The sequence below is a fragment of the Pseudarthrobacter sp. NIBRBAC000502770 genome, from assembly GCF_006517815.1.
GTDB classification, from domain to species: domain Bacteria; phylum Actinomycetota; class Actinomycetes; order Actinomycetales; family Micrococcaceae; genus Arthrobacter; species Arthrobacter niigatensis.
This window is the reverse complement of sequence record NZ_CP041198.1, coordinates 795,608-817,588: the sequence shown is the minus strand read 5'-3', so window position 1 is coordinate 817,588 and position 21,981 is coordinate 795,608. Positions and strand designations below refer to the sequence as shown.

At 68.2% G+C, this 21,981-nt stretch carries 17 protein-coding genes; 3 read left to right on the top strand and 14 right to left on the bottom strand.

What is annotated here, in order from left to right:
* Positions 1-19: 19 nt before the first annotated feature.
* Together NIBR502770_RS04025 and tdh are read right to left on the bottom strand one after the other, a co-directional pair.
* The gene (locus NIBR502770_RS04025) at positions 20-1,216 is read right to left on the bottom strand and encodes a glycine C-acetyltransferase (RefSeq protein ID WP_141161069.1); all 1,197 of its coding nucleotides are present in this window, start codon (positions 1,214-1,216) and stop codon (positions 20-22) included.
* Positions 1,217-1,224: 8 nt separating this feature from the next.
* The gene (gene tdh / locus NIBR502770_RS04020; protein ID WP_141181107.1) at positions 1,225-2,271 is read right to left on the bottom strand and encodes an L-threonine 3-dehydrogenase; all 1,047 of its coding nucleotides are present in this window, start codon (positions 2,269-2,271) and stop codon (positions 1,225-1,227) included.
* A 126-nt stretch (positions 2,272-2,397) separates the two neighbouring features.
* Between tdh and NIBR502770_RS04015 the strand changes: the two genes are divergently transcribed.
* Positions 2,398-3,309 carry a LysR family transcriptional regulator gene (locus NIBR502770_RS04015; protein ID WP_141161071.1) on the top strand — a complete coding sequence of 304 codons (912 nt, stop codon included), beginning with the start codon at positions 2,398-2,400 and terminating at the stop codon, positions 3,307-3,309.
* 44 nt (positions 3,310-3,353) lie between these two features.
* Here NIBR502770_RS04015 and NIBR502770_RS04010 read toward each other — a convergent pair whose 3' ends face one another.
* The 5 genes from NIBR502770_RS04010 to NIBR502770_RS03990 form a co-directional block, all read right to left on the bottom strand.
* Positions 3,354-3,980: a DUF5666 domain-containing protein gene (locus tag NIBR502770_RS04010; RefSeq protein WP_246857390.1), complete on the bottom strand. Its 627-nt coding sequence runs from the start codon at positions 3,978-3,980 to the stop codon at positions 3,354-3,356.
* Between the two features lie 190 nt (positions 3,981-4,170).
* Complete coding sequence (gatB, locus tag NIBR502770_RS04005) at positions 4,171-5,679, bottom strand: Asp-tRNA(Asn)/Glu-tRNA(Gln) amidotransferase subunit GatB (RefSeq protein WP_141161072.1); 1,509 nt, start codon at positions 5,677-5,679, stop codon at positions 4,171-4,173.
* Positions 5,679-7,250: an Asp-tRNA(Asn)/Glu-tRNA(Gln) amidotransferase subunit GatA gene (gatA, locus tag NIBR502770_RS04000; RefSeq protein ID WP_141181106.1), complete on the bottom strand. Its 1,572-nt coding sequence runs from the start codon at positions 7,248-7,250 to the stop codon at positions 5,679-5,681. The genes gatB and gatA overlap by 1 nt, the downstream gene beginning before the upstream one ends.
* Positions 7,251-7,252: 2 nt before the next feature.
* Entirely contained in the window at positions 7,253-7,549 is a 297-nt protein-coding gene (gene gatC / locus NIBR502770_RS03995; protein ID WP_141181105.1) for an Asp-tRNA(Asn)/Glu-tRNA(Gln) amidotransferase subunit GatC, read from the bottom strand.
* Positions 7,550-7,697: 148 nt separating this feature from the next.
* Positions 7,698-9,200, bottom strand: coding sequence for a CitMHS family transporter (locus NIBR502770_RS03990; protein ID WP_141181104.1), 1,503 nt, complete (start codon positions 9,198-9,200; stop codon positions 7,698-7,700).
* Positions 9,201-9,389: 189 nt separating this feature from the next.
* Between NIBR502770_RS03990 and NIBR502770_RS03985 the strand changes: the two genes are divergently transcribed.
* Positions 9,390-11,144, top strand: coding sequence for a sensor histidine kinase (locus tag NIBR502770_RS03985; protein ID WP_141181103.1), 1,755 nt, complete (start codon positions 9,390-9,392; stop codon positions 11,142-11,144).
* On the top strand, positions 11,137-11,799 hold the full coding sequence (locus NIBR502770_RS03980; RefSeq protein ID WP_141161076.1) for a response regulator: 663 nt from the start codon (positions 11,137-11,139) through the stop codon (positions 11,797-11,799). Before NIBR502770_RS03985 ends, NIBR502770_RS03980 begins: the two co-directional genes overlap by 8 nt.
* A gap of 11 nt (positions 11,800-11,810) precedes the next feature.
* Here NIBR502770_RS03980 and NIBR502770_RS03975 read toward each other — a convergent pair whose 3' ends face one another.
* The 7 genes from NIBR502770_RS03975 to NIBR502770_RS03945 form a co-directional block, all read right to left on the bottom strand.
* The gene (locus NIBR502770_RS03975) at positions 11,811-12,191 is read right to left on the bottom strand and encodes a RidA family protein (protein WP_141161077.1); all 381 of its coding nucleotides are present in this window, start codon (positions 12,189-12,191) and stop codon (positions 11,811-11,813) included.
* Between the two features lie 47 nt (positions 12,192-12,238).
* Positions 12,239-12,742, bottom strand: coding sequence for a GNAT family N-acetyltransferase (locus NIBR502770_RS03970; protein ID WP_141181102.1), 504 nt, complete (start codon positions 12,740-12,742; stop codon positions 12,239-12,241).
* Positions 12,743-12,866: 124 nt separating this feature from the next.
* Positions 12,867-13,676 (bottom strand): inositol monophosphatase family protein, encoded by an 810-nt coding sequence (locus NIBR502770_RS03965; protein WP_141161079.1) that lies wholly within the window; start codon positions 13,674-13,676, stop codon positions 12,867-12,869.
* Positions 13,673-15,961, bottom strand: a complete 2,289-nt coding sequence (ligA, locus tag NIBR502770_RS03960; RefSeq protein WP_141181101.1) for an NAD-dependent DNA ligase LigA — start codon at positions 15,959-15,961, stop codon at positions 13,673-13,675. The genes NIBR502770_RS03965 and ligA overlap by 4 nt, the downstream gene beginning before the upstream one ends.
* Positions 15,962-16,039: 78 nt before the next feature.
* On the bottom strand, positions 16,040-16,669 hold the full coding sequence (locus NIBR502770_RS03955; protein WP_141181100.1) for a hypothetical protein: 630 nt from the start codon (positions 16,667-16,669) through the stop codon (positions 16,040-16,042).
* A gap of 121 nt (positions 16,670-16,790) precedes the next feature.
* A complete protein-coding gene (locus NIBR502770_RS03950) occupies positions 16,791-21,236 on the bottom strand; it encodes an FtsK/SpoIIIE domain-containing protein (RefSeq protein WP_141181099.1) in 4,446 nt (1,481 codons plus the stop codon).
* On the bottom strand, positions 21,233-21,937 hold the full coding sequence (locus tag NIBR502770_RS03945) for a hypothetical protein (RefSeq protein WP_141161083.1): 705 nt from the start codon (positions 21,935-21,937) through the stop codon (positions 21,233-21,235). The genes NIBR502770_RS03950 and NIBR502770_RS03945 overlap by 4 nt, the downstream gene beginning before the upstream one ends.
* Between the last annotated feature and the right edge of the window lie 44 nt (positions 21,938-21,981).

Below are 21,981 nucleotides of genomic sequence, written 5' to 3'. Positions count from 1 at the left end.
CGTTTCAAGGGAAATCCTGTCAGGCTGCTGCCTCGGCACGGCTGGCGACGAAGGCACGCACGCACGCTTCGACGTCGTCCGCTGAATGTGCGGCTGAAAGCTGCACCCGGATCCTTGCAGCACCGCGGGGGACCACGGGGAAGCTGAAGGCTGTGACGAAGACACCGTGCTGCAGCATCCGGTCCGCCACCTTGGCCGCCATGACGGCGTCGCCGAACATGACCGGGACAATGGCGTGCTCGCCGGGGAGCAGGTCGAAGCCTTCCTCGGTCATGCGTCGGCGGAACAGCCCGGCGTTTTCGAACAGGCGGCGGCGGAGGTCGGCCGAGTTCTGCACCAGGTCCAGCGCCTTGAGGGTGGCGGCGACGATGGCCGGTGCAAGGGAGTTGGAAAAGAGGTAGGGACGGGCCTTCTGGCGCAGCATGGCCACGATCTCCCCGCGTCCGGAGACGTACCCGCCCGACGCTCCGCCCAGAGCCTTGCCGAAGGTGCCGGTGTAGATGTCCACCCGGTCAGAGACGCCGGCGTGCTCGGGAGTGCCCGCACCGGTGGCGCCCATGAAGCCCACCGCGTGGGAATCGTCCACCATGACCATGGCGCCGTACTTTTCGGCGAGGTCGCAGATGGCCTCAAGCGGGGCCAGGTAGCCGTCCATGGAGAACACGCCGTCGGTGACGATCAGGGTCCGCCGGGCATCCTGTGCTTCCTGCAGGCGGGCCTCGAGTTCGGCCATGTCCTGGTTGGCGTAGCGGTAGCGGCGGGCCTTGCAGAGGCGGATGCCGTCAATGATGGAAGCGTGGTTGAGCGCGTCGGAAATCACGGCGTCGTCCGGTCCGAGCAGGGACTCAAACACGCCGCCGTTGGCGTCGAAGCAGCTGGAGAACAGGATGGTGTCCTCGGTGCCCAGGAACGCGGAGACCTTGGCTTCCAGCTGCAGGTGCAGGTCCTGGGTGCCGCAGATGAAGCGGACGCTTGCCATGCCGAAGCCGCGCTCATCCATGGCCGCCTTGGCCGTGCGGATGATGTCCGGGTGGTCAGCCAAGCCCAGGTAGTTGTTGGCGCAGAAGTTCAGCACGTCGGCTCCGGGGCCGCCAATCTGCCCGGCGGTGATGTGGCTGGACTGCGGCGAGCTGATGCTGCGCTCGGTCTTGTACAGTCCGGCGGTGCGGATCTCGTCCAGCTCTTCGCGCAGCTGGTCCTTGATGGAGGTGAACATGGGGTTCCTTACAGTCGGGTCCAGTCGAGGACAACTTTGCCGCCCACGCCGCTGCGGGCAATGTCGAAGCCTTTTTCCCAGTCCGTGGCGGACAGCGTGTCCGTCACCACGGCAGAGATGCCGGCGTGCAGCACGGGGTTGGAGGAGAGCATGGCGCTCATGGCGTACCAGGTTTCGTACATCTCGCGGCCGTAGATGCCTTTGAGCGTGAGCATGTGGGTGACCACCTTGCCCCAGTCGATGGTGATCTCCTGGCTGGGCAGGCCCAGCATGGCGATCCGGCCGCCGTGGTTCATGTTGTCGATCATCTCAGGCAGGGCGGAGGGGTGGCCGGACATTTCCATTCCGACGTCGAAGCCTTCGCGCATGCCCAGCTCACGCTGGGCATCGCGCACCCGGGTGGTGGAGACATCGATGGCAAGGTCGGCCCCGAGCTGCCGGGCCAGGTCCAGCCGCGGCCGGGAAACGTCCGTGATGGCAATCTTGCGGGCCCCTGCGTGCCGGGCCACGGCGATGGCCATGAGCCCGATGGGGCCTGCGCCGGTGATGAGCACGTCCTCCCCCACCAGCGGAAAGCTGAGCGCGGTGTGGACGGCGTTTCCAAAGGGGTCGAAGATGGCACCGAGTTCGGGCGTGACGGAGGGATCGTGGTGGACCCAGACGTTGGTTTCGGGGATGGCGACGTACTCAGCGAAGGCACCATCGCGCTGGACGCCGACGCTGACCGTGTGGATGCACATCTGGCGGCGCCCGGCCCGGCAGTTCCGGCAGATGCCGCAGACAACGTGGCCTTCGCCCGACACCCTGTCACCTACTTTGACTTCGCGGACGTCCTCGCCCACTGCAACCACTTCGCCATAGAATTCGTGGCCGGCAATCAGGGGCGCCTCGATGATCCCCTGCGCCCAGGCGTCCCAGGACTGGATGTGGAGGTCCGTGCCGCAGATCCCGGTGGTCATGACGCGGATCTTCACGTCGGCCGGGCCGGCTTCGGGTTCGGGCCGGTCGACGAGCTCGAAGCCGGCGTGCGGGCCGGCCTTATACAGGGCCTTCATTGGCGTCCTTACTGCTTGGCGTTCGCTCTGCGGGGTACCTCCCCATTGAAGCCCCGGTGATGCTTTAGCACAACCGGGATCTTCTCAATCGACGATGTAGCGTTTGCTAATGATTAGAGTGGATGCATGGAGGTTCATCAGCTGGAAATCCTGCGGGAGCTGGGCGCTTTGGGCAGCGTGAAGGCGGTGGCCGATACGCTCATGGTCACCCCGTCGGCCGTGTCGCAGCAACTGGCGCACCTGCAGCGCACCGTGGAGGTTCCGCTGACGCGCAAGGAGGGCCGCAACCTGGTGCTGACAGAGGCGGGACAGGTGCTCGCGGACGCGGGCGCCGCCGTCGTCAGCGCCATGGCCGAGGCCCGCGGTGCGCTGGGCACCTATCACGGCTCCCCTGCCGGCAGGGTGACCCTCAGTGGATTCCATAGCGCGGGGCAGGCCCTGTTCGCGCCGCTGGCGCGCATGCTGGACCGGCCGGAGCACCCTCGCATTGAATTGTCGGACGAGGACGTTGCCCAGCAGGACTTCCCCGCCCTCACCGCCCGGTATGACCTGGTGCTCGCACACCGGATGGACCACAGCCCGCGCTGGCCGGCGGAACGGGTTGCCGTGATCCCCTTGGCGCATGAGCCGCTGGACGTGGCGCTGCCCGCAGGCCACCGGTTGGCCCGACAGGAGAAAGTCACGGCGGACGACGTCGGCGGCGAGGCCTGGGTGACCAGCCACCCCGGCTACTCCCCCGCCGATGTCCTGTCCGCCGTCGCTGCCGTCTCCAGCCGGGAGCCGAACATCATCCACCGCATCAACGACTACTCCACGGTGGCGGCGCTGGTGGCTGCCGGGGGCGTGGTGGGGCTGCTGCCCCGGTACACGGCGGGCCCGGTCCTGAACCCGGACATCGTGCTGCGGCCGCTGGAGGGCATCAGCACCCGGCGCAGGATCGACCTGCTGGCCAGGCCTGAGAACCTGAAGCGTCGGGCCGTGGTGATGGTCTGCGAGGCCCTGGAGGACATCATGGCAGGACTGGTGCAGCAGGGGTAGGCAGCGTGCCGCGGGCGCTCTGCCGGGTGGCCGGACCGGCGCCGCTACGCCCCTTCGCCATCCTGATCGTCTCCGGCGCCCATCTTGTGGCCCATGCCATGCCCGCGTCCCAACCCCAAGCCGGGGCCGTCGCCGGCACCGTCAACGATCCGCTTGGCGGTGGCCTTGTCCCCGTCCTTTACGCCGGCTACCCGCACGGTGTCGCCGGCGGCGATGTCCGCTGGCGTTCCGTCTGCCGGCTTACGGCTGGCACCGTCGCCGGACGCTGGAAGTTTGGTGATCCTGGTGTCCGCGTTGACAGTGTAGGACTGCGTGAAGCCGTCCTCGCTCTTGACGGTGATGGCGGAGTCGCTGACGGACTCCACGGTTCCGCGCTGTTCGAGAACGGTTTGGAAGGTTCCGTCGGGCTGCTTGACCACACCCTCACCATGCAGCGGCTGGGCGCGCTGGGACTTTTGCCCGGGTGCCTTCTGCTGGCCTGGCGCTTTCTGCTGTCCGGGTGCCTTCTGCTGGCCCGGTGCGGTCTGCGAGGGGTTCGGCGCGGCCTGGGAGGGGGACGGCGTTGGCGTCCCGCTTGCCGACCAGGCGAGGGCGGCTCCCGTCCCGGTGAGTGCCACGGCTACGGCACCGGCCAGCACCGCCTTGCGCATCCTCTTAGGTTCCCGGGCCATGGTTGTTCCTCCCGCACGCAGGCAGGGCACCGGCGCCCTGTGGGCTCCAGTGTAAGTCCGCCACGCCGGCGCGGCCACGGGTACTTTGCGGCCGGCGGCACCTGAGTACTTAAAGCCCAACTGGGTCGCAGTCAATGTCGTTACGGGCGCCAAAACGACATCAACTGCGACCCAGTTGGGTGTGCGGGTACTAGACGGTGACGCCCAGTTTCTCCAGGATGAGTTCCCGGACGCGGCCCGCGTCGGCCTGGCCGCGGGTGGCCTTCATGACCCCGCCAACGATCGCGCCGATGGCCTGCACCTTGCCGCCGCGGATCTTGTCCGCGACGTCGGGCTGCGCGGCCAGTGCGGCGTCGATGGCTTCGAGGAGGGGCCCGTCGTCGGACACGACGGCCAGGCCGCGCTTCTCCACGATCTCCTCCGGGGTGCCTTCACCGGCGAGCACGCCGTCCAGCACCTGGGAGGCCATCTTGTTGTTGATCTTGCCCGCCTCAACCATGCGGCTCAGCTCCACCACCGTGGCAGCCTCAACGCCCAGCTGGCCGGGGTCCACGTCGGCGGCCTTGGCGCGGCCCACGATCTCACCCATCCACCACTTGCGGGCCACGGAAGCCGTGGCGCCGGCGGCGATGGTTTCCTCGATCTCGTCCAGGACGCCGGCGTTCACCACGTCCCGGAATTCGAGGTCGGAGTAGCCCCAGTCGGCCTTGAGGCGCTTGCGGCGCTCGGCGGGCGGCTCGGGCAGGGTGGCGCGCAGCTCCTCCACCCATTCACGGGATGCCACCACGGGAACCAGGTCCGGTTCCGGGAAGTAGCGGTAGTCGTCGGCGTCGGACTTGGCGCGGCCGGACGTGGTGGTGCGCGTGTCCTCGTGCCAGTGGCGGGTCTCCTGGATCACCGGTTCACCCGAGTCCAGGACGGCAGCGTGGCGCTGGATCTCGTAACGGACGGCGTGTTCCACGGCGCGCAGCGAGTTCACGTTCTTGGTCTCGGACCGGATGCCGAACCGCTCACGGCCGTGCGGGCGCAGCGAAACGTTGGCATCGCAGCGGACGTTGCCGCGTTCCATCTTTGCATCGGACACGCCCAGGTTCTTGACGATCTCCCGGACGGCCGCCACGTAGGCCTTGGCCAGTTCCGGTGCGCGGGATCCGGCGCCCTCGATGGGCTTGGTGACGATTTCCACCAGCGGCACACCCGCACGGTTGTAGTCCACCAGCGAGAAGTCTGCGCCCTGGATTCGGCCCGTGGCACCGCCCATGTGGGTCAGCTTCCCGGCATCCTCCTCCATGTGTGCGCGCTCGATCTCCACGCGGAACACGGTGCCGTCCTCAAGTTCAACATCGAGGTAGCCGTCGTACGCAATCGGCTCGTCGTACTGGGACGTCTGGAAGTTCTTGGGGGTGTCCGGGTAGAAGTACTGCTTCCGGGCGAAGCGGCAGGACTCGGCGATCTTGCAGTTCAGCGCCAGGCCGATCTTGATGGAGGACTCGATGGCCGTCTTGTTGACCACGGGCAGGACGCCGGGCATGCCCAGGTCCACCTCGTTGACATTGGTGTTGGGCTCATCGCCGAAGACGTTCGGCGCGGAGGAGAACATCTTGGTCTTAGTGTTCAGCTCCACGTGGACCTCGAACCCCAGGACGGGATCGTACTTCTCCATGGCCTCTTCGAAGCTCAGGATGTGGTCAGTGCTCATTATTTTGCCTCCTGGGTTTCGAGGGTTCCGGCAGCGGCGGCGGCAAGGTCGGGAGCCTGTGCCAGCAGCGGGCCGCCCCATTTCGCCTCGAGCAGCGATTCAAGGACCGCGCCCACCCGGTACAAACGGGCGTCTTCGCGCGCGGGGGCCAGCAGCTGGATGCCGACGGGCAGCCCGTCCTCGTCCGCCAGGCCGCCTGGCAGCGACAGGCCGGGGACGCCCGCGAGGTTCGCGGGGATGGTGGCCACGTCATTGAGGTACATGGCCAGCGGATCGTCCAGTTTTTCGCCGAGCGGGAACGCCGTGGTGGGGGCGGTGGGCGAGATCAGGACGTCAGCCTGGGCGAAGGCGGCCTCGAAGTCCCGCTGCACCAGGGTGCGGACCTTCTGGGCGGAGCCGTAGTAGGCGTCGTAGTAGCCTGCGGACAGGGCGTAGGTGCCCAGGATGATGCGGCGCTTGACTTCGTCGCCGAACCCGGCGGCACGGGTGGCACCCATGACGCGTTCGATGGTCATGGGGCCGTCTTCGGGGAGGACGCGCAGGCCGTACCGGACGCCGTCGAACTTGGCCAGGTTGGAGGATGCCTCGGACGGCATGATCAGGTAGTAGGCGCCCAGGGCGTACTGGAAGTTGGGGCAGGAGACCTCCACGATCTCGGCGCCGGCTTCTTTGAGCAGCTCCAGGGCATCGTTGAAACGGTTCTCGACCCCGGCCTGGTAGCCCTCGCCATGCAGCTCCTTGATGATGCCGATCCGCAGCCCCTCGACGTTGCCGGTCTTGGCGGCGGCAACAAGGTCAGCCAACGGTTCCGGCAGCGAGGTGGAGTCGCGGGGATCGTGGCCGCCGATGACCTGGTGCAGGAGCGCGGAGTCCAGGACGGTGCGGGTGACCGGGCCGATCTGGTCCAGGGAGGATGCCATGGCGATGGCGCCGTAGCGGGAGACGCTGCCGTAGGTGGGCTTCACGCCCACGGTTCCGGTGACGGCGCCGGGCTGGCGGATGGAGCCGCCGGTGTCCGTGCCCAGGGCCAGGGGCGCCTCGAAAGCAGCGACGGCGGCAGCGGAGCCGCCGCCGGAGCCGCCGGGGATCCGGTCCAGGTCCCAGGGGTTGCGGGTGGGACCGTACGCGGAGTGCTCCGTGGACGAGCCCATGGCGAACTCGTCCAGGTTGGTCTTGCCCAGGATGGGCATCTTCGCGGCACGCAGCCGCTCGACGACGGTGGCGTCGTACGGGCTGTGCCAGCCCTCGAGGATCTTGGAGCCGGCCGTGGTGGGCTGGCCGATGGTGACAATCAGGTCCTTGACGGCGATGGGAACGCCCGCCAGGTAGTGCAGTGCTTCGGCTTCCGCCCCGCCGGCGGCGCGGATGGCGTCCACCTCGGCGGCGACGGCGAGCGCTTCTTCGGCGTTGACGTGCAGGAAGGCGTTGACCTGGCCGTCAACGGCGGCGATGCGGTCCAGGTAGGCCTGGGTGGCTTCGACGGCGGTGACTTCGCCGGCGTGGAGTTTCTCGGCAAGCTGCGCGGCGGAAAGCCTGATCAGGGTGTCGGCGCTGGTGTTCTTGTCAGTCATGTCTATGCCTCATCCAGGATTGCCGGAACCTTGAAACGGTTGTCATCGGAGTCCGGGGCGCCGGAGAGTGCCTGTTCAGCCGTGAAGGTGTGGCCCACAACGTCGTCGCGGAACACGTTGGTGAGCGGGATGGGGTGCGAGGTGGCCGGAACGTCGTCCCCTGCGGCCTCGCTGACGGACTTGACCGAATTCACGATGACGGCCAGTTCGCCGGCCATCCTGTCCAGCTCTTCGGCACTCATCTCGATGTGAGCGAGCCGCGCGAGGTGCGCGACGTCGTCACGGTTGATCGCAGCCATGGATCTCCCCTGCAAAGTTCGAATTGTTTTCCGATCCAGTCTAGTGCGCCAAACGCAGATGCCCGTCTGACATCCCCCAGCGGGCGTCAGACGGGCACCTTCGAAGCCCGCTCCTGCCTCGGGGACAGGGAGCGCGGGCAGCTACAGACTAACCGATACCGATGGCTCCAGTCAGCATCCCGACGCCGAGCATTACCAGGGAGATAACGGCGGTGCGCCACAGGACCTTCTTGTGGTGGTCGCCCAGGTCCACCTTGGCCAGCGAGACCAGCAGCAGGATGGCCGGAACCAGCGGGCTCTGCAGGTGGAAGGGCTGGCCGGTGATGGAGGCGCGGGCCATGTCGGCGGCGCCGACTCCGTAGTGCGCCGCGGTTTCGCTCAGGACCGGAAGGACGCCGAAGTAGAAGGCGTCATTGCTCATGAAGAACGTCATGGGGATGCTGAGCACGCCCGTGATGACGGCCATGAACGGGCCCATGGAGGTGGGGATGATCTGGACCAGCCAGGCGGACATGGCTTCCACCATGCCGGTGCCCTTGAGGACGCCGGTGAGGACGGCGGCGGCCATGACCATGCTGACCACGGCGACGATGGAGGGTGCGTGCGCAATGAGCTGGGCGCCCTGGTCCTTGACCTTGGGGAAGTTGACCAGCAAGGCGATCGCGGCGCCCACCATGAACACAAACGGCAGCGGGATGACGTTGGCGACGAGCACCACCATGACGGCGACGGTCAGGGCCAGGTTGAACCAGAACAGCTTGGGGCGCAGGGTGCTGCGGTTGGGATCGAGCGCGGTGTCGGTGAGTCCGGCGCTGCTGTCCTCAAGGAGGGTGTCGGTGCGCTCCAGCACGGCCACGGAGGATCCTGCCGGCGAGACGCCGACGGCGGGGGCTGCTCCGCCGGGGTTGCCGCCCTTGCGGCCACGGCCGGCGCCGGACACGCCGGTGCGCGAACCGCCGGCGGTGGTGCCGCCGTCGAACTCTTCCGCCATGAAGGGCTCTGCCGTAGACGGCGTTCCCCAGATCTCGGGGGCGGTGGCGCGGAGGCGGTTGCGTTCCTGCAGGCCGAGCAGCCAGGAGAAAGCGAAGACGACCACCAGGCCGGCCACGAGGGACGGGATCATGGGGACGAAGACGTCGTTGACGTCGATCTTCAGGGCGGTGGCGGCGCGGGCGGTGGGACCGCCCCACGGCAGGATGTTCATGGTGCCGTTGGCCAGGCCGGCCACGCAGGTGAGGACCACGGGGCTCATCTTCAGGCGCAGGTAGACCGGCAGCATGGCTGCGGTGGTGAGGATGAAGGTGGTGGACCCGTCTCCGTCCAGGGACACGGCGGCGGCCAGGATGGCGGTGCCCAGGACAACCTTGGCGGGGTCGTTGCCCAGCTTGCGGAGGATGAACTTCACCAGCGGGTCAAAGAGCCCGACGTCGATCATCAGGCCGAAGTAGATGATGGCGAACATCAGCAGGGCCGCGGTGGAGGTCATGGACTTCATGGAGTCCATGACCATGTCGCCGATGCCCAGGCCGGCACCTGCGAACAGGCCAAAAACAGTAGGGACAATGATCAACGCCAGCACTGGCGTCAACTTCTTCGTCATGATCAGCACCATGAATACCGCGATCATGGCGAATCCAAGTATTACCAGCACAGCCGGCTCCTTCTTGTGAACAGCGGCACAGCGGTGTGACGCGTGCTACAGACTGTAGGGTGGCGGCCGTCACGACAGTGCCTTTGGCTCAATTGATTGGCATACTGCTTATTGGGAGCATTTTGCTCATTGTGCTCACGGCGCCGCCGCGCCGGAACCGTGGCCCCTGCCACCCGTCAAGGAGGATGAATGCAGCGTTCCGTGCCCCGGCAGCCGCTGCGGTTTTCCACCCAGACGCTGCTTCTCCAACTGGCCGTGGTGCTGCTGGTCGTGCTGCTGAGCACCGCCGTTCACGCCTGGCTGACCTACGACCGGGTGGGCAGCGACGCGGAGAACCAGGCACTGACGTTGGCCCGGACCGTCGCCTCCGATCCGGAGGTCCGCGCCGATGTGCTGGCCATCAGCGACCAGCCCGGCACTCCCCCGCCGGCCGAGCTCCTGGCCGGCCCGCTGCAGGCGTCCGCGGAGGCAGCGCGGACCCGGACCGGGGCGCTGTTCGTGGTGATCACCGACGAAACGGGGATCAGGCTGGCCCACCCGGATCCGCAGCGGCTGGGCGAAAAGGTGAGCACCGACCCGTCCGAAGCATTGTCCGGGCAGGAGATCACTACCCGGAACACCGGAACGCTTGGCCCGTCGGCCGGCGCGAAGGTTCCGGTGTACGCGCCGGGCACCAGCACGGTGGTGGGTGAGGTGAGCGTCGGCTACTCCATGGAAACGGTGGCACAGAGCGTGAGCCGCGACATCGGCCCGGTGGCCCTGACCGCCGCCGGCGCCCTGCTGGCCGGGGTACTGGGGTCCTTCCTGCTGCGCCGCCGCCTGCAGCGCCTCACCCTGGGCCTGGAACCGGAGGAAATCAGCACGCTGGTCCACGACCAGGTGGCGGTGCTGCAGGGCGTGGACGACGGCGTGATCGGCGTCAGTGCCGACGGCCGGGTCAGCGTGTTCAACGCCGCAGCGCAGCGGCTGCTTGCTTTGCCCGACCTGTCGGGGTCCCGGTGGGAGGACGCCCCCGTCCCGGAACAGCTGAAGTCCCTCACGCGCACCGGAACTGGTGTTGCCGGTCCGGCGGTGGGTAGCGGCGGATCAACCCAGGACGCCCTCGAACTGGTGGCCGGCGGCCGGGTGCTGGTGGTGAATGCGCGCAAGGCCCTGCACCGCAGGGAGGATTTGGGCTGGGTGGTCATGCTGCGTGACCGGACGGAACTGCAGGAGCTCACGCGGCAACTCGATGCCGTCGGCACCATGTCCACCGCCCTGCGCGCCCAGCGGCACGAGTTCGCCAACCAGCTGCACACCCTGGCCGGTTTCCTGGGCATCGGGCAGCACCAGGAAGCCCGCGACTACCTTGCAGGGCTGGCCGCCACCGGACCGCTGAAGTTCCCGGTGGACCAGGCCGAGCTGCTGCAGGACCCTTACCTGCAGGCATTCGTGGGTGCCAAGGGCGTGGAGGCAGACGAACGGGGCGTCGCACTGCGCATCGGCCCGGAGACCCTGGTCCGCGGGCAGGTGACGGAGGCCCAGGATGTGACCACTGTGCTGGGAAACCTGATCGACAACGCCGTCAACGCCGCTGTGGCGGGGTCGTCCACGGACCGCTGGGTTGAGCTGGAGGTGCTGGATGAACCGGGCGACGACGGCGGCACGCTGCACGTCGTGGTAGCGGACTCGGGTGACGGGCTGGCGGAAGGCACGGACACGGAACGCGTGTTCGCCGAAGGTTTCACCACCGCCGCCGGCCCGGTCCGCGCCGGCGGCGGCCAGGGTTTCGGCCTGGCGCTGGCCCGCCAGCTGGTGCGGCGCCGCGGCGGCGATGTGAAGGTGCTGGACCGCGGGGCCACGGGTGGGCCGGGTGCCGTGTTCATGGCCACCCTTCCGCATACGACGGCGGGAAGCGCCGCCGCAAAGACCACGGGGGAAGCCGGAAAGGAAAAGAATGGCTGACGATTTTCGGGTCCTGATCGTGGACGACGACTTCCACGTGGCGAAGCTGCACGCCGCCTACGTGGATTCGGTGGCCGGCTTCCTGGCCCTGGCGCCCGTCGGTACGGCGTCGCTGGCCTTGCAGGCCATCCATAGCCTGCGGCCGGATTTGGTACTCCTGGATGTGTACCTGCCGGATGCCTCCGGGCTGGACCTGCTGCAGCAGCTGGATGTGGACACGATCATCCTCAGCGCCGCCTCCGACACCGCGTCGGTCCGGGTGGCGTTCCGCCGCGGCGCCCTGGGCTACCTGCTCAAGCCCTTCACGGCGGAGTCACTGTCGCAGCAGCTGCGCTCCTATGCCAGGTACCGGCGCCTCCTGGGCCAGCCCGGGGCACTGGACCAGGACGGCGTGGAGCGCGCCAAACGTGCGCTGATTCCGGGGGATGTCACGCCGTCGTCGAAACCACGTTCCGCAACGGAGGCCGCTGTGCTGGAATCGCTGGCCCCGGGCGATCAGTACTCCGCCGCCGAGGTGGCCGCCCGGGTGGGCGTTTCCCGCGCCACCGCCCAGCGGTACCTGTCCTCGCTGGCGGACGACGGGGCGGTGGACATCCAGCTCCGCTACGGCACCACGGGCAGGCCGGAGCACCGCTACGGCCTGCCGGCACGGTAGGGCCGGAGAAACTACGCGCTCTTCTGCGCGACCAGTTCGATCTCGACGAGCATCTTTGGGTCCAGGAACGGGAGCACGTGCACCAGGGAGAGGGTGGGGCGGATGTCACCGAACACTTCGCCGTGGGCCCGGCCGGCCTCTTCCCATTTGCTGATGTCCGTCAGGTACAGCTTGGACTGCACCACGTCCCCGTAGCCGAAGCCGGCGTCGGCCAGGACCTTGCCGAGTTTCTGCAGGACGTACTGGGTCTGGGTGTAGAAGTCATCCCCCACCACTCCGTCGTCGCCGCTCGCAGCGGTGGCAGAGATGTAGAGGGTGTTGTCCACCTGGACGGCGCGGGAATAGCCGAGGGTCTGTTCCCAGACGGATCCGCTGCCGAAGGTTTTGCGCATGGGTGGGCCTTTCAAAGCTGGAATGGGTCGCCACCACTGTAGGGCTGCTACAGGTCGCGCCGGTAAACCAGCAGTTTTATGTCGGTTCCGGGGACCAGCCAGTCCCGTGCAGGCACCCGCTGGAAGCCGGTCTTGCGGTAGAGCCCGTGCGCGCTCTCCCAGGTTTGGCCGGTGGTGAGGGCCACCGCACGGATGCCGGGGAGGGTCCTGGCATGGCCGATGATGGCCTCCACCATGGCTTTGCCGGCCCCGCTGCGCTGGACGGCGGGGTCCACCACCAGCATCCGGAATTCCAGCTCATCCTGCAGGGCGATGTCCGCGTACGGCTCCCCCGCCAGCGCCAGCGTGACGGAACCTATGACAGCTCCCTCGCGCTCCGCCACCCAGATGGTTGCCTGCTCCGCGCGCTCTGCCACATCCATGATCTTGACCATGTAAGGGTGGGCTGCGTCGTCGAAGTAGCCTGCCGAAAGATACGAATCCCCGGTGATGCGGGCAATGGCGGCGAAGTCGGCCTCGACGGCGGGACGGATGGTTATCTGCGGCTGCACCCGTCAATGCTAGTGGCGGCCCCGCCCACTGGACGGCAGGAAGGCACTTTCCGTGACAGAACTATCAGAACGGACACCCCGCTCCTTCGATGAGGCCGCCCAGTGCCCATCCAGGGCGGCCCGCTCAAAGCGGAAACTTCCCTGACAGCTCCAGCCCGGCCGCGCAGGTCCAGGCGTCCAGGCGCTCGTCGTCCGTTGGTCCGCCGTCGAGCGGGCTGGTGAGCCGCGGCCTGCGCACCCAGCAGCCGGCCTCCTCCGCGATCAGGGCACCGGCTGAAAAGTCATGCTCGTTCAGCCCCCGCTCACCGTAGGCATCGTGGGTTCCGTCGGCCACCATGCACAGGTCCAGGGCGGCGGAACCAAGCCGGCGGACATCGGCAAAGCCGTCCATCAACGTGCCGAAGGCAGCCGCCTGTTGGGCGCGGATTTCGGGCTCGTAGCTGAACCCTGTGGCCAGGATCTGCCCGGCACGGCCCGGTACCGGTCCATCGAGCCTGGTGACTGTGCCGCGTTCCTCAAGCCACGCACCCTGGCCGCGGGCAGCGTAGTACACCCGGCCCAGGGCGGGGGCGTTGACGACGCCCGCCAGCCAGGCGCCGCCGGCATCGGCGACAGCCACCGAGGTGGCGTAGTAGACGATGTTGCGGATGAAGTTGGTGGTGCCGTCCAGGGGGTCGATGGACCAGCGGTAACCGGTGGGGTGGGCGGAGCGGGTGGTTCCCTGTTCCTCGCCGGTGATGCTGTCGCCGGGGCGGGCGGCGGTGATGACGCGGCGCACGGCGTTTTCCGCGGCCAGGTCGAAGGCGGTGACCCAGTCCCCGGCCGCTCCCTTGTTGCTTGCGTCCAGGGCGCTGCCGTCACGGCCGGACAGGACCTTTGCGCCTGCCGCGGCGGCCTGTTTGGCCACCTCCAGCAGTTCCGTTGCAGACGTCATGCGTCCTCCCCAGTCACTACTTCCATTGCCTCTTCCTCGGTCACGTCTTCGTCCGCCGAGTCCCCCAAGGCTGCCGGGCCGCCGTCGAGCAGTTGCCGGAACCCGTCCTCGTCCAGGACGCGGATGCCCAGTTGCTCTGCCTTGTCCAGCTTGCTGCCGGCGCTTTCGCCGGCCACCACATAGCTGGTGTTCCTGGAGACCGAGCCGGCTGCCTTGCCGCCGCGGAGCAGGATGGCTTCCTTGGCCTCGTCACGGCTGAAGTTGGGCAGGGAACCGGTGACCACCACGGTCAGCCCCTCCAGGGTGCGCGGCATGGACTCGTCGCGTTCGTCTTCCATGCGTACACCTGCGGCGGCCCAGCGGTCGATGATCTCGACGTGCCAGTCCTCGGCGAACCACTCCTTCAGCGCGGCGGCGATGGTGGGGCCGACACCGTCCACATGCGCAAGTTCCTCCTCGGACGCGGCGCGGATGCGGTCCATGCTGCCGAACGCCTGTGCCAGGGCCCGTGATGCGCGGGGACCAACGTGCCGGATGGACAGCGCCACCAAAACCCGCCACAAGGGCTGCGTCTTGGCCTTTTCCAGTTCCGTGAACAGCTTCTGGGTGGTGGCGGTGGGCTTGGACGGGGACTTGGCCGTGCCCTTGCTGAAGAAGTACGGCACCAGTTCATATTCGCCGGTGGGGACGCCTTTGGACTTTTTCTCACGCCGGATCCGGACGCCGGCCAGGTCTTCGGGGGTGAGGTCGAACAGCCGTGCTTCGGAGGTCAGCGGAGGGGTGTCCGGTTCGGCAGGCTGGGTCAGCGCGATGGCCGCTTCCCAACCCAGGGCCTCGATATCGAAGGCACCACGGCCGGCCACGTGGAACACCCGCTCCCGCAGCTGGGACGGGCAGGACCTGGCGTTGGGGCAGCGGACATCCACGTCCCCCTCCTTCGCAGGTGCCAGCGGGGTACCGCAGGACGGGCACTCGGTGGGCATCACGAAGTCGCGCACCGGCGGGTCCTGCTGGTCCCGGAGGTTCAGGACCGGGCCCACGATTTCGGGGATGACGTCCCCTGCCTTGCGCAGGACGACGATGTCGCCGATCTTGACGCCCTTGGCCTTGACCACGTCCTGGTTGTGCAGGGTGGCCATTTCCACGGTGGATCCGGCAACCTTAACCGGCTCCATGACACCGTAGGGCGTGACCCGGCCGGTGCGGCCCACGTTGACCTGGATATCCAGCAGTTTGGTGTGGACTTCCTCCGGCGGGTATTTGTACGCCACGGCCCAGCGCGGAACGCGGGTGGTGTTTCCGAGGGCCCGCTGGGTGGCGAAATCATCGACCTTGATGACGATGCCGTCGATTTCGTGGAGCAGTTTGTGGCGCTGGTCCCCGTACCGCTTGATGAAGGCCAGGACGTCGTCCCGGGCGGCCAGCACCTCGAAGTAGGGGCTGACCGGCAAGCCCCATTCCTTAAGCAGTCCGTAGGTTTCCGACTGACTGCCGGCGGCAAGGCCCTCGCGGGCGCCGATGCCGTGGACGAACATCTTCAACGGCCGCTTGGCCGTCTCCGCCGGGTCCTTTTGCCGCAGCGAACCGGCCGCGGCGTTGCGGGGGTTGGCCAGCGGCGCCTTGCCGGCTTCGATCAGGGCCTCATTGAACTCGGCGAACGCCTTGGACGGGATGAAGACTTCGCCGCGCACCTCCATTTCCGCGGGAAAGCCGGTCCCGTGCAGTTCCTGCGGGATTTCCTTGATGGTGAGCAGGTTGTGGGTGATGTCTTCGCCGGTGGTGCCGTCGCCGCGGGTGGCAGCGCGCACCAGCTTGCCGTCGCGGTACAGGAGGTTGACTGCCAGGCCATCGATCTTCAGTTCGGTCAGCCAGGCGGCCTTTGCGCCGCCGTCGCCAATTCTTTCGATGCTGGCCTCGGCCCGGTTGAGCCAGGCCTCGAGCTCCTCCAGCGAGAAGACGTCCTCCAGGCTGTACATGCGCTGCAGGTGTTGCACCGGCGCGAAGGCGGCGGAGACCTCCCCGCCCACTTCCTGGGTGGGTGAATCGTTGGCGACAAGCTCGGGGTGCAGCGCCTCAATCTCCTCAAGGCGGCGGAAGAGCGAATCGAACTCGGCGTCCGATACCAGGGGCGCGTCCTCCTGGTAGTACGCAAACCGGTACTTCCGGACCAGGTCAGCAAGGTTTTCGTACTCCTCGCGGATGGCTTCGGTGGGTACCGCTTCGGGCTGGTGCGGTGCCGTGGTCCGGGTGGCGGTCTGTTCTGCGGGTCCTGGTCCTGTGCTCACAGACCTATCTTGCCCTACACCCCGGACAGCCATGGGGCAGCGCGGCGTGGCACCCGCCTGTTTGGCCGGATGGACCGCTCAGTGCGAGCGGAGCCGGTTCCGGTTCCGGTTCCACACGGCGAAGGCACCGGCGGAAGTGCCCACCAGCAGCGTGCCCAGGGCGATGGGCCCGAGGGCCGGGCAGCCTGGGCCCTCACCGCCGGCGGGTGCCACGGCAGCCATCTGGGTGGGCCCGCTGGAGCGGGTGACGGGGCTGTTCCAGTCCTGCCCGCTTGAGGGGCCGGTGGGTGGGCGGTAGCCCGCTGTGGCTGACGGCGATTCCGTGGGAGCGGCCACCTCCGGGTCCGGCGCCGCCGTTGCAGAAAGCTGTGCGGGGGCCGGGACGTCGGGCTGCGCGGGTTGGGGCTGGCCGGGCTGGGCCGTCGGTGCAGGCGCTCCGGCGGGAGGTGCCGGCTGGCTCGGCGGCGGGACCGGGTCCCTGGACTTCCGCGGGCGCCCGGTCTGGCCGGCGTCGGGGCTGCTGGCGAGGATGGGTACGCAGACCAGCCCGCAGTCAGATGGGGCCTGGGTGTCCGACGCCGGAGTCGGCGAGGGTGCGGTGGCGGCGGCGAGCGCGGGCCCGGCCGGGAAGAAGCCAAGAGCCAGGGCCAGGGCAGCTGCTGAAGCCGTCGTCGGGACGGCACGGAGGATCGGAGCGGACGGGGTCATTGCTACCTTTCGATGCGCGCAGCCCCCCACCGCGGCTTTCTGGTGTCCCCGGTAGTCTTCTACAGCGCCGGGCGGGGCCGCAAATCCGCCGCAGCAGCAGCCCCGCCGTCGTTGGTCCTGCTCAGTCCCGGTTTTCGGGCGGCAGCGCCACCTGGATCTTCCGGGCCTTGCCGCGGCCCACCACGTACCCGCGGCCCGGGATGAAGTCGGGGCTGACCCGGCCCAGCGAGGTGTTGAGCAGGCTGTCGCCTTCGATGTCGCCCGGGTTGAGCAGCAGGCCCCGGCGCCCGGATTTGAAAGGCTGGGCAAGCTGCCAGGCGCTGGACCAGGTGGAGGTCTCGGACTCGCCCACCACCCACTGGTCCGCCTTCAGTGACGCGGTGACCAGCTGTGCCATCCCTGATTCGGCGAGGGTGTCCGTAAATTCCGTCAGGCCTTCGATGAAGAACGCCACAGCCCCGGGATTCCCGGTGGAATGCTCCACCAGGTCCTCCACAACCTCGGCGAGGTCGTCCGGTCCCACCACGGAGCGGTTCCAGATGGGGAGGGAGGCGACGGCGGACCGGCGGGATCCGAGGTAGATCAGCTCGGTAGCGGGGTTTGACCGGCGCAGGGCGTAGGCCAGGGTCACCAGGGCAACGGTCCGGCCGGCGCCCGGGGGGCCTGCCAGCAGCAGCGGGCCGCGGGCCATGATCTCCGCGGGCTGCAGGGACTCATCGTCCACGCCGACCACCGGCAGGTCCGGGCTGCCCGCGGGCAGGACATCCAGGTCCACCTGCTCGGGCAGCCGCTCGATCCTGGGTGCGGTACCGAGGCCCTGGCGCAGCATCGCCTCGCTGAGCTTATGGACTTCCCGGGCCTGCAGGGCCAGGTTGGAGTTGCCGCCCAGGACGGCCAGCTGCACTTCGAGCCCGTCCAGCAGGCCGCGGCCCGGGGGCGACGTTGCGGTGAGGACATCCCTGGGAACGTCCATGGAGATGTAGTCGTCCTCGTTGGAGAGCCGCAGCACCAGCCGCCGCTGGATGGAGGCGAGCAGCGAAGCGGGGACGGCGTTGGGCCGGTCCCCCGTCACCACCAGGTGGATGCCGAGGGTGCGGCCGTCGGTGGCCAGTTGCAGGAAAATGTCCCAGAGCCCGGACAGCTTGCTGTGCTCGTAGGCTTCGCGGAATGCTGACATGCCGTCCACCAGTACGAAGATCCGCTTCTCGTCCGGCCGGTTGGCGAGCTTCCGGTACTCCACGATGGTGGATGCCCGCACCTCAGCGAACTGTGCGGACCGCAGCTCGGCGATGTCCCGCAGGAGGCGCAGGAGCCGCCCAACGCGTTCCACGTCGTCGCCGTTGATGATCTCACCCACGTGCGGAAGCTCTTCCAGCATCCTCAGTCCGGAGGAGCCGCAGTCGATGCCGTACACGTGGACGGGGCCCCCGCGCGGGGTGACCGCGGCGGCAATGGCAATGCCGCGCAGGGCTGCGGACTTGCCGGAACCGCCCGTTCCGTAGATGGCCATGTTGCCGTCCCGGTCCGGTTCGTAGAACACGGTGGGCTGGTCCTGGTGCGCGGGGTCGTCGGCCACGCCGAGCAGGAGCTGTTCGTCGGTGCGCGGGTTGGGCAGCTTGGAGAAATCGTAGGTCTTGGCCAGTTCGTCCAGCCATGGCCTGCGGGGCGGCTGGATGGCCAGGGTGTCCGCTGCGTGGACGATGGTGGAGGTCATCCTGGCGATGTCGTTGGGTCCCGCCGGTTCCTGGACAACAGGCTTGTCAGGGGCCGGCGCTTCCCAGCTGGGACCTGAGCCGAAGGCCATTTCCACGATGTCGATCTGGGGCCGCTGCGGCTTGTCGGTGGTCCAGCCGCCGGCATAGCCGGTCTGGAACCCCTGGATGCGGCCCGGCCCGGTCTTGGCGGCGCCGCGGCCCGGGATGGCGGGGTCGAAGTAGGCGGCGTCCGGGACGCCGAGGATGTCCGTAGCGTCATCCTCATCGGCCATGCGAAGGGCCACGCGGAGGTTGGTGTTGGCGCGCAGGTTGTCCTTGATGACGCCGGCCGGCCGCTGGGTTGCAAGGATCAGGTGCAGGCCCAGGGAGCGGCCGCGGGCGGCCACGTCCACCACGCCGTCCACGAACTCCGGAACATCGTTGGCGAGGGCGGCGAACTCGTCCACGATGATGATCAGGTACGGCGGGGCTTCGGGGTCTGCTTCGCGCTGCAGGGCCAGCAGGTCCTTGGCCTTCTTCCGGTTCAGCAGCTGCTCACGGTAGTGCAGCTCCGCGCGCAGCGACGTCAGGGCCCGGCGGACCAGGTGCGGAGACAGGTCGGTGACAAGCCCGACGGTGTGCGGCAGGTTGATGCAGTCCGCGAATGCGGCGCCGCCCTTGTAATCCACGAACAGGAAGCTGACCCGGTCCGGGCTGTAGGCGGCGGCCATGCCCATGACCCAGGACTGCAGGAACTCGGACTTGCCGGCGCCGGTGGTGCCGCCCACCAACGCGTGCGGCCCCTCGTTCTTCAGGTCCAGGTACAGCGGCTCGATGCCCTTGGACCCCACCAGGGCCCGGAGCGTGCCGTTGTCCTTGCGGTTCGCCACGGCGGTGGCATGCACGGAGTTGTTTTCCGTCCAGCGCTCGGCCACCGACTGCGGGTTGTCCAGGAAATCCTTGCCGATCAGCGTCGCGTAGGACACTGCACGGGGCAGGTCGGAGTCGTCGTTGACAGGCTTGCCCACATCCACCACGGGGGCCAGCATCCGGGCCAGCTGGGCGGCGAGCTCCGCATCCACGCTTTCACAGCTGACCGGATACGTGTGGCGGCCCAGGCGCACCTGGCCGGTGGTGGTCCCGTGGTCGCCGTCCACCACCATGAAGTCGCGGCAGGCGGCCGGGAGGGCCTGGATGTCGGTGGCCACCCATAGGACGTGTACGCCGGAGTCGGGCCCGCGTTCCGCCAGCCGGGTCAGCCGGCCGCGGTCCACGGGAGCGTCGTCCTCCACGATGACCAGCACCGACGGAAGGACCGGCTCTTCGAGTTCATGCTTGGCGGGGTCGATGCCGGGGCGGAGGTCCGGGGCGGTCCGCTTCGCCGCCGCTTCGCGGGCATCCACCAGGTCCTCAAGCCGGGCCAGCAGGGACGAACCGCCGGCCGAGCCGGCGGCCAGGTGGTCCCCGCCCAGCGGGCTGTGCCCCGAGCCCACGTGCGGCAGCCACTGCAGCCAGTTCCAGCGTTCGCGGGACTGGGCGGACGTAATGGCCGTCAGGACCACCTCGGCGGGTGAATGCAGCCCGACGAGCTGCAGCACCATGCCGCGGGCAACATCGTCCACCAGGCCGCGGGCACCCGCGATGCCCAGGGCGCCGGAGGTGCGCAGCTGGGAGACCACGGGGACGCCCTCGATCTCGCTGAACTGTTTGATGCAGTCCTGGATTTCGCGGGCGTACTGGACCTCGGTGTCATTGTTGGACGGCTCTTCCAGCGGGACCCGCGACGGCGCGGTCCCCAGTCCAAAGCGCAGGCCCAGGAAGGAGGAGTGCTCGGGCCGGTGCGTCCACAGCAAAGGCCCCAGCTTGTAGATGGCATCCACGGTGTCGCTGACGGACGGTGCTTCCTGGAGCCGGACCGCCCGTTCCACCTGCTGCAGTTCGGTCAGGTCCTGCCGGAACGCGGCCATGGAGGCGCGGAACTGCTTGAGCTGTTCCTTCTGCTGCTTCCGCGTCCGCATCCTGGTGTCAACGTAATGGCCCACGATGAACAGGGGCATCATCAGCATGAACACCATGGAGAGCACGTTCTGGGTGACCGCGAAGATGACCGCGCCCATCATCAGGGGCGCCACCAGCATGATGTACGGGAACGGCTGGTCCTCCGGCCGCTTGGGCCCGGCAGGGAGGACGCGCTTGGGCACGTCGAAGCGGGGCACCACCCGCGGGGAGCGGTTGAAGTCCACCAGGGGCGACGTCGGCGCTGCCGCGTGGTTGTGCCCCAGCGGCACCACGGTGACGGTGGTGTCCCCCAGGGTCACCGTGTCCGATGAGTTCAGGGTGGCGCGGGTGACGGGCAGCCCGTCCATCAGGAGGCCGTTGGCGGAGTTGGTGTCCACGATCTCGATGCTTTCGCCCACCGTGATCCGGGCGTGCCGCTTGGAGGTGAGCGGATCCGTCAGGCGGATGTCCACGTCCCGGTCCCGGCCGATGTAGCTGGTGCCGCTGGGCAGCGAAAATTCGCGGCCGGCGTCGGGCCCGGACAACACGCGCAGCGTGGCCGCGGCAGGCCCACGGCCGGCACCGGGCTCATGGAATTGTTCGCTGACCTGGGCCAGCGAGACCACGGAGCCCGGGCGCAGGCCCGACTCGAGGAGGTTGTCCTCACGGGCCAGGATGTTTCCGGTGATGCCGGCGCCCACGAAGGCTTCGTCGATGCGCAGGGAAAGGTTGTCCGGCACAGGCGTGCCCTTGCGGTCGGGGTCGGCCGACCAGAGCACGGTGGCGATGTCGGCCACGGTAGCCAGGCCGTCCACCGTGACAGCCAGGTCCCTGGCGTCGGCGGGTTCGCGGCGGAGTGTCAGCCGGATCCTCATCCTTCGTCCACGCCCCTCATCTTTTCGAGCAGGTACAGGTCATCGGGGGTCACCAGGTGGGTGGTGACGGCGTGTTCCACCAACCGTGCGCGGCGGTTGGTGGCGAGCTTCCCGCCGCCTCCGCGCAGGCCCACCACGCCAACGCGGTCCAGCTTGTCGCAGACGTTGTCCAGTTTGCGGTTGAAGCGGGTCAGCGCCCAGCCCAGGGTCTTGGCGGCGGCCGCCGAGGACGGGATGGTGCTGAAGCCGGTGCCTTCGCGCCGGAGCACCGGCTCGGCGAGGGCGACGATCAGTGCCTTCTGGGCGTCGGTGAAGACCACGGGGCCGATGGTGGTGTCGCCGCTGCTGGCGCCGTCCCGGGCTTCCTGCCGGAAGGACGGCGTCTTCAGGTGCACGGCGAACTCGTAGGTGGTGGGCCCGGCCGTGAAGATGACGTTGGTGTGGCTGAACACCAGCGGAATCCGGGCCCCGGGCGACAACCATGCCTGCATGCCGCCGGAGGCGTCAGCCACGGTGGCGGACAACATGCTGCCCACGTTGCTGAGCCACCAGATGCCGTCGTAACGGGCCACCTGCAGGAACTGCCGGTGCAGGTACGGGTTGTCGTCCACTTCAAGGTCGCCTTCGCGGCCGATATTGAAGATGTCCTCGTCCGATGGCTCGTACCATTCGCCACAGAAATCTATTGCTAGATCCCCCATGATCTGTGCCTCCTCAGTGGGCAATGTGTTTGCGTCATCAGCTG

Coding starts and splice junctions, on each gene's coding strand:
- NIBR502770_RS04025 (WP_141161069.1), bottom strand. CDS start 1,216: ATGTTCACCTCCATCAAGGACCAGCTGCGCGAAGAGCTGGACGAGATC.
- tdh (WP_141181107.1), bottom strand. CDS start 2,271: ATGAAGGCCCTGTATAAGGCCGGCCCGCACGCCGGCTTCGAGCTCGTC.
- NIBR502770_RS04015 (WP_141161071.1), top strand. CDS start 2,398: ATGGAGGTTCATCAGCTGGAAATCCTGCGGGAGCTGGGCGCTTTGGGC.
- NIBR502770_RS04010 (WP_246857390.1), bottom strand. CDS start 3,980: ATGGCCCGGGAACCTAAGAGGATGCGCAAGGCGGTGCTGGCCGGTGCC.
- gatB (WP_141161072.1), bottom strand. CDS start 5,679: ATGAGCACTGACCACATCCTGAGCTTCGAAGAGGCCATGGAGAAGTAC.
- gatA (WP_141181106.1), bottom strand. CDS start 7,250: ATGACTGACAAGAACACCAGCGCCGACACCCTGATCAGGCTTTCCGCC.
- gatC (WP_141181105.1), bottom strand. CDS start 7,549: ATGGCTGCGATCAACCGTGACGACGTCGCGCACCTCGCGCGGCTCGCT.
- NIBR502770_RS03985 (WP_141181103.1), top strand. CDS start 9,390: ATGCAGCGTTCCGTGCCCCGGCAGCCGCTGCGGTTTTCCACCCAGACG.
- NIBR502770_RS03980 (WP_141161076.1), top strand. CDS start 11,137: ATGGCTGACGATTTTCGGGTCCTGATCGTGGACGACGACTTCCACGTG.
- NIBR502770_RS03975 (WP_141161077.1), bottom strand. CDS start 12,191: ATGCGCAAAACCTTCGGCAGCGGATCCGTCTGGGAACAGACCCTCGGC.
- NIBR502770_RS03965 (WP_141161079.1), bottom strand. CDS start 13,676: ATGACGTCTGCAACGGAACTGCTGGAGGTGGCCAAACAGGCCGCCGCG.
- NIBR502770_RS03955 (WP_141181100.1), bottom strand. CDS start 16,669: ATGACCCCGTCCGCTCCGATCCTCCGTGCCGTCCCGACGACGGCTTCA.
- NIBR502770_RS03950 (WP_141181099.1), bottom strand. CDS start 21,236: ATGAGGATCCGGCTGACACTCCGCCGCGAACCCGCCGACGCCAGGGAC.
- NIBR502770_RS03945 (WP_141161083.1), bottom strand. CDS start 21,937: ATGGGGGATCTAGCAATAGATTTCTGTGGCGAATGGTACGAGCCATCG.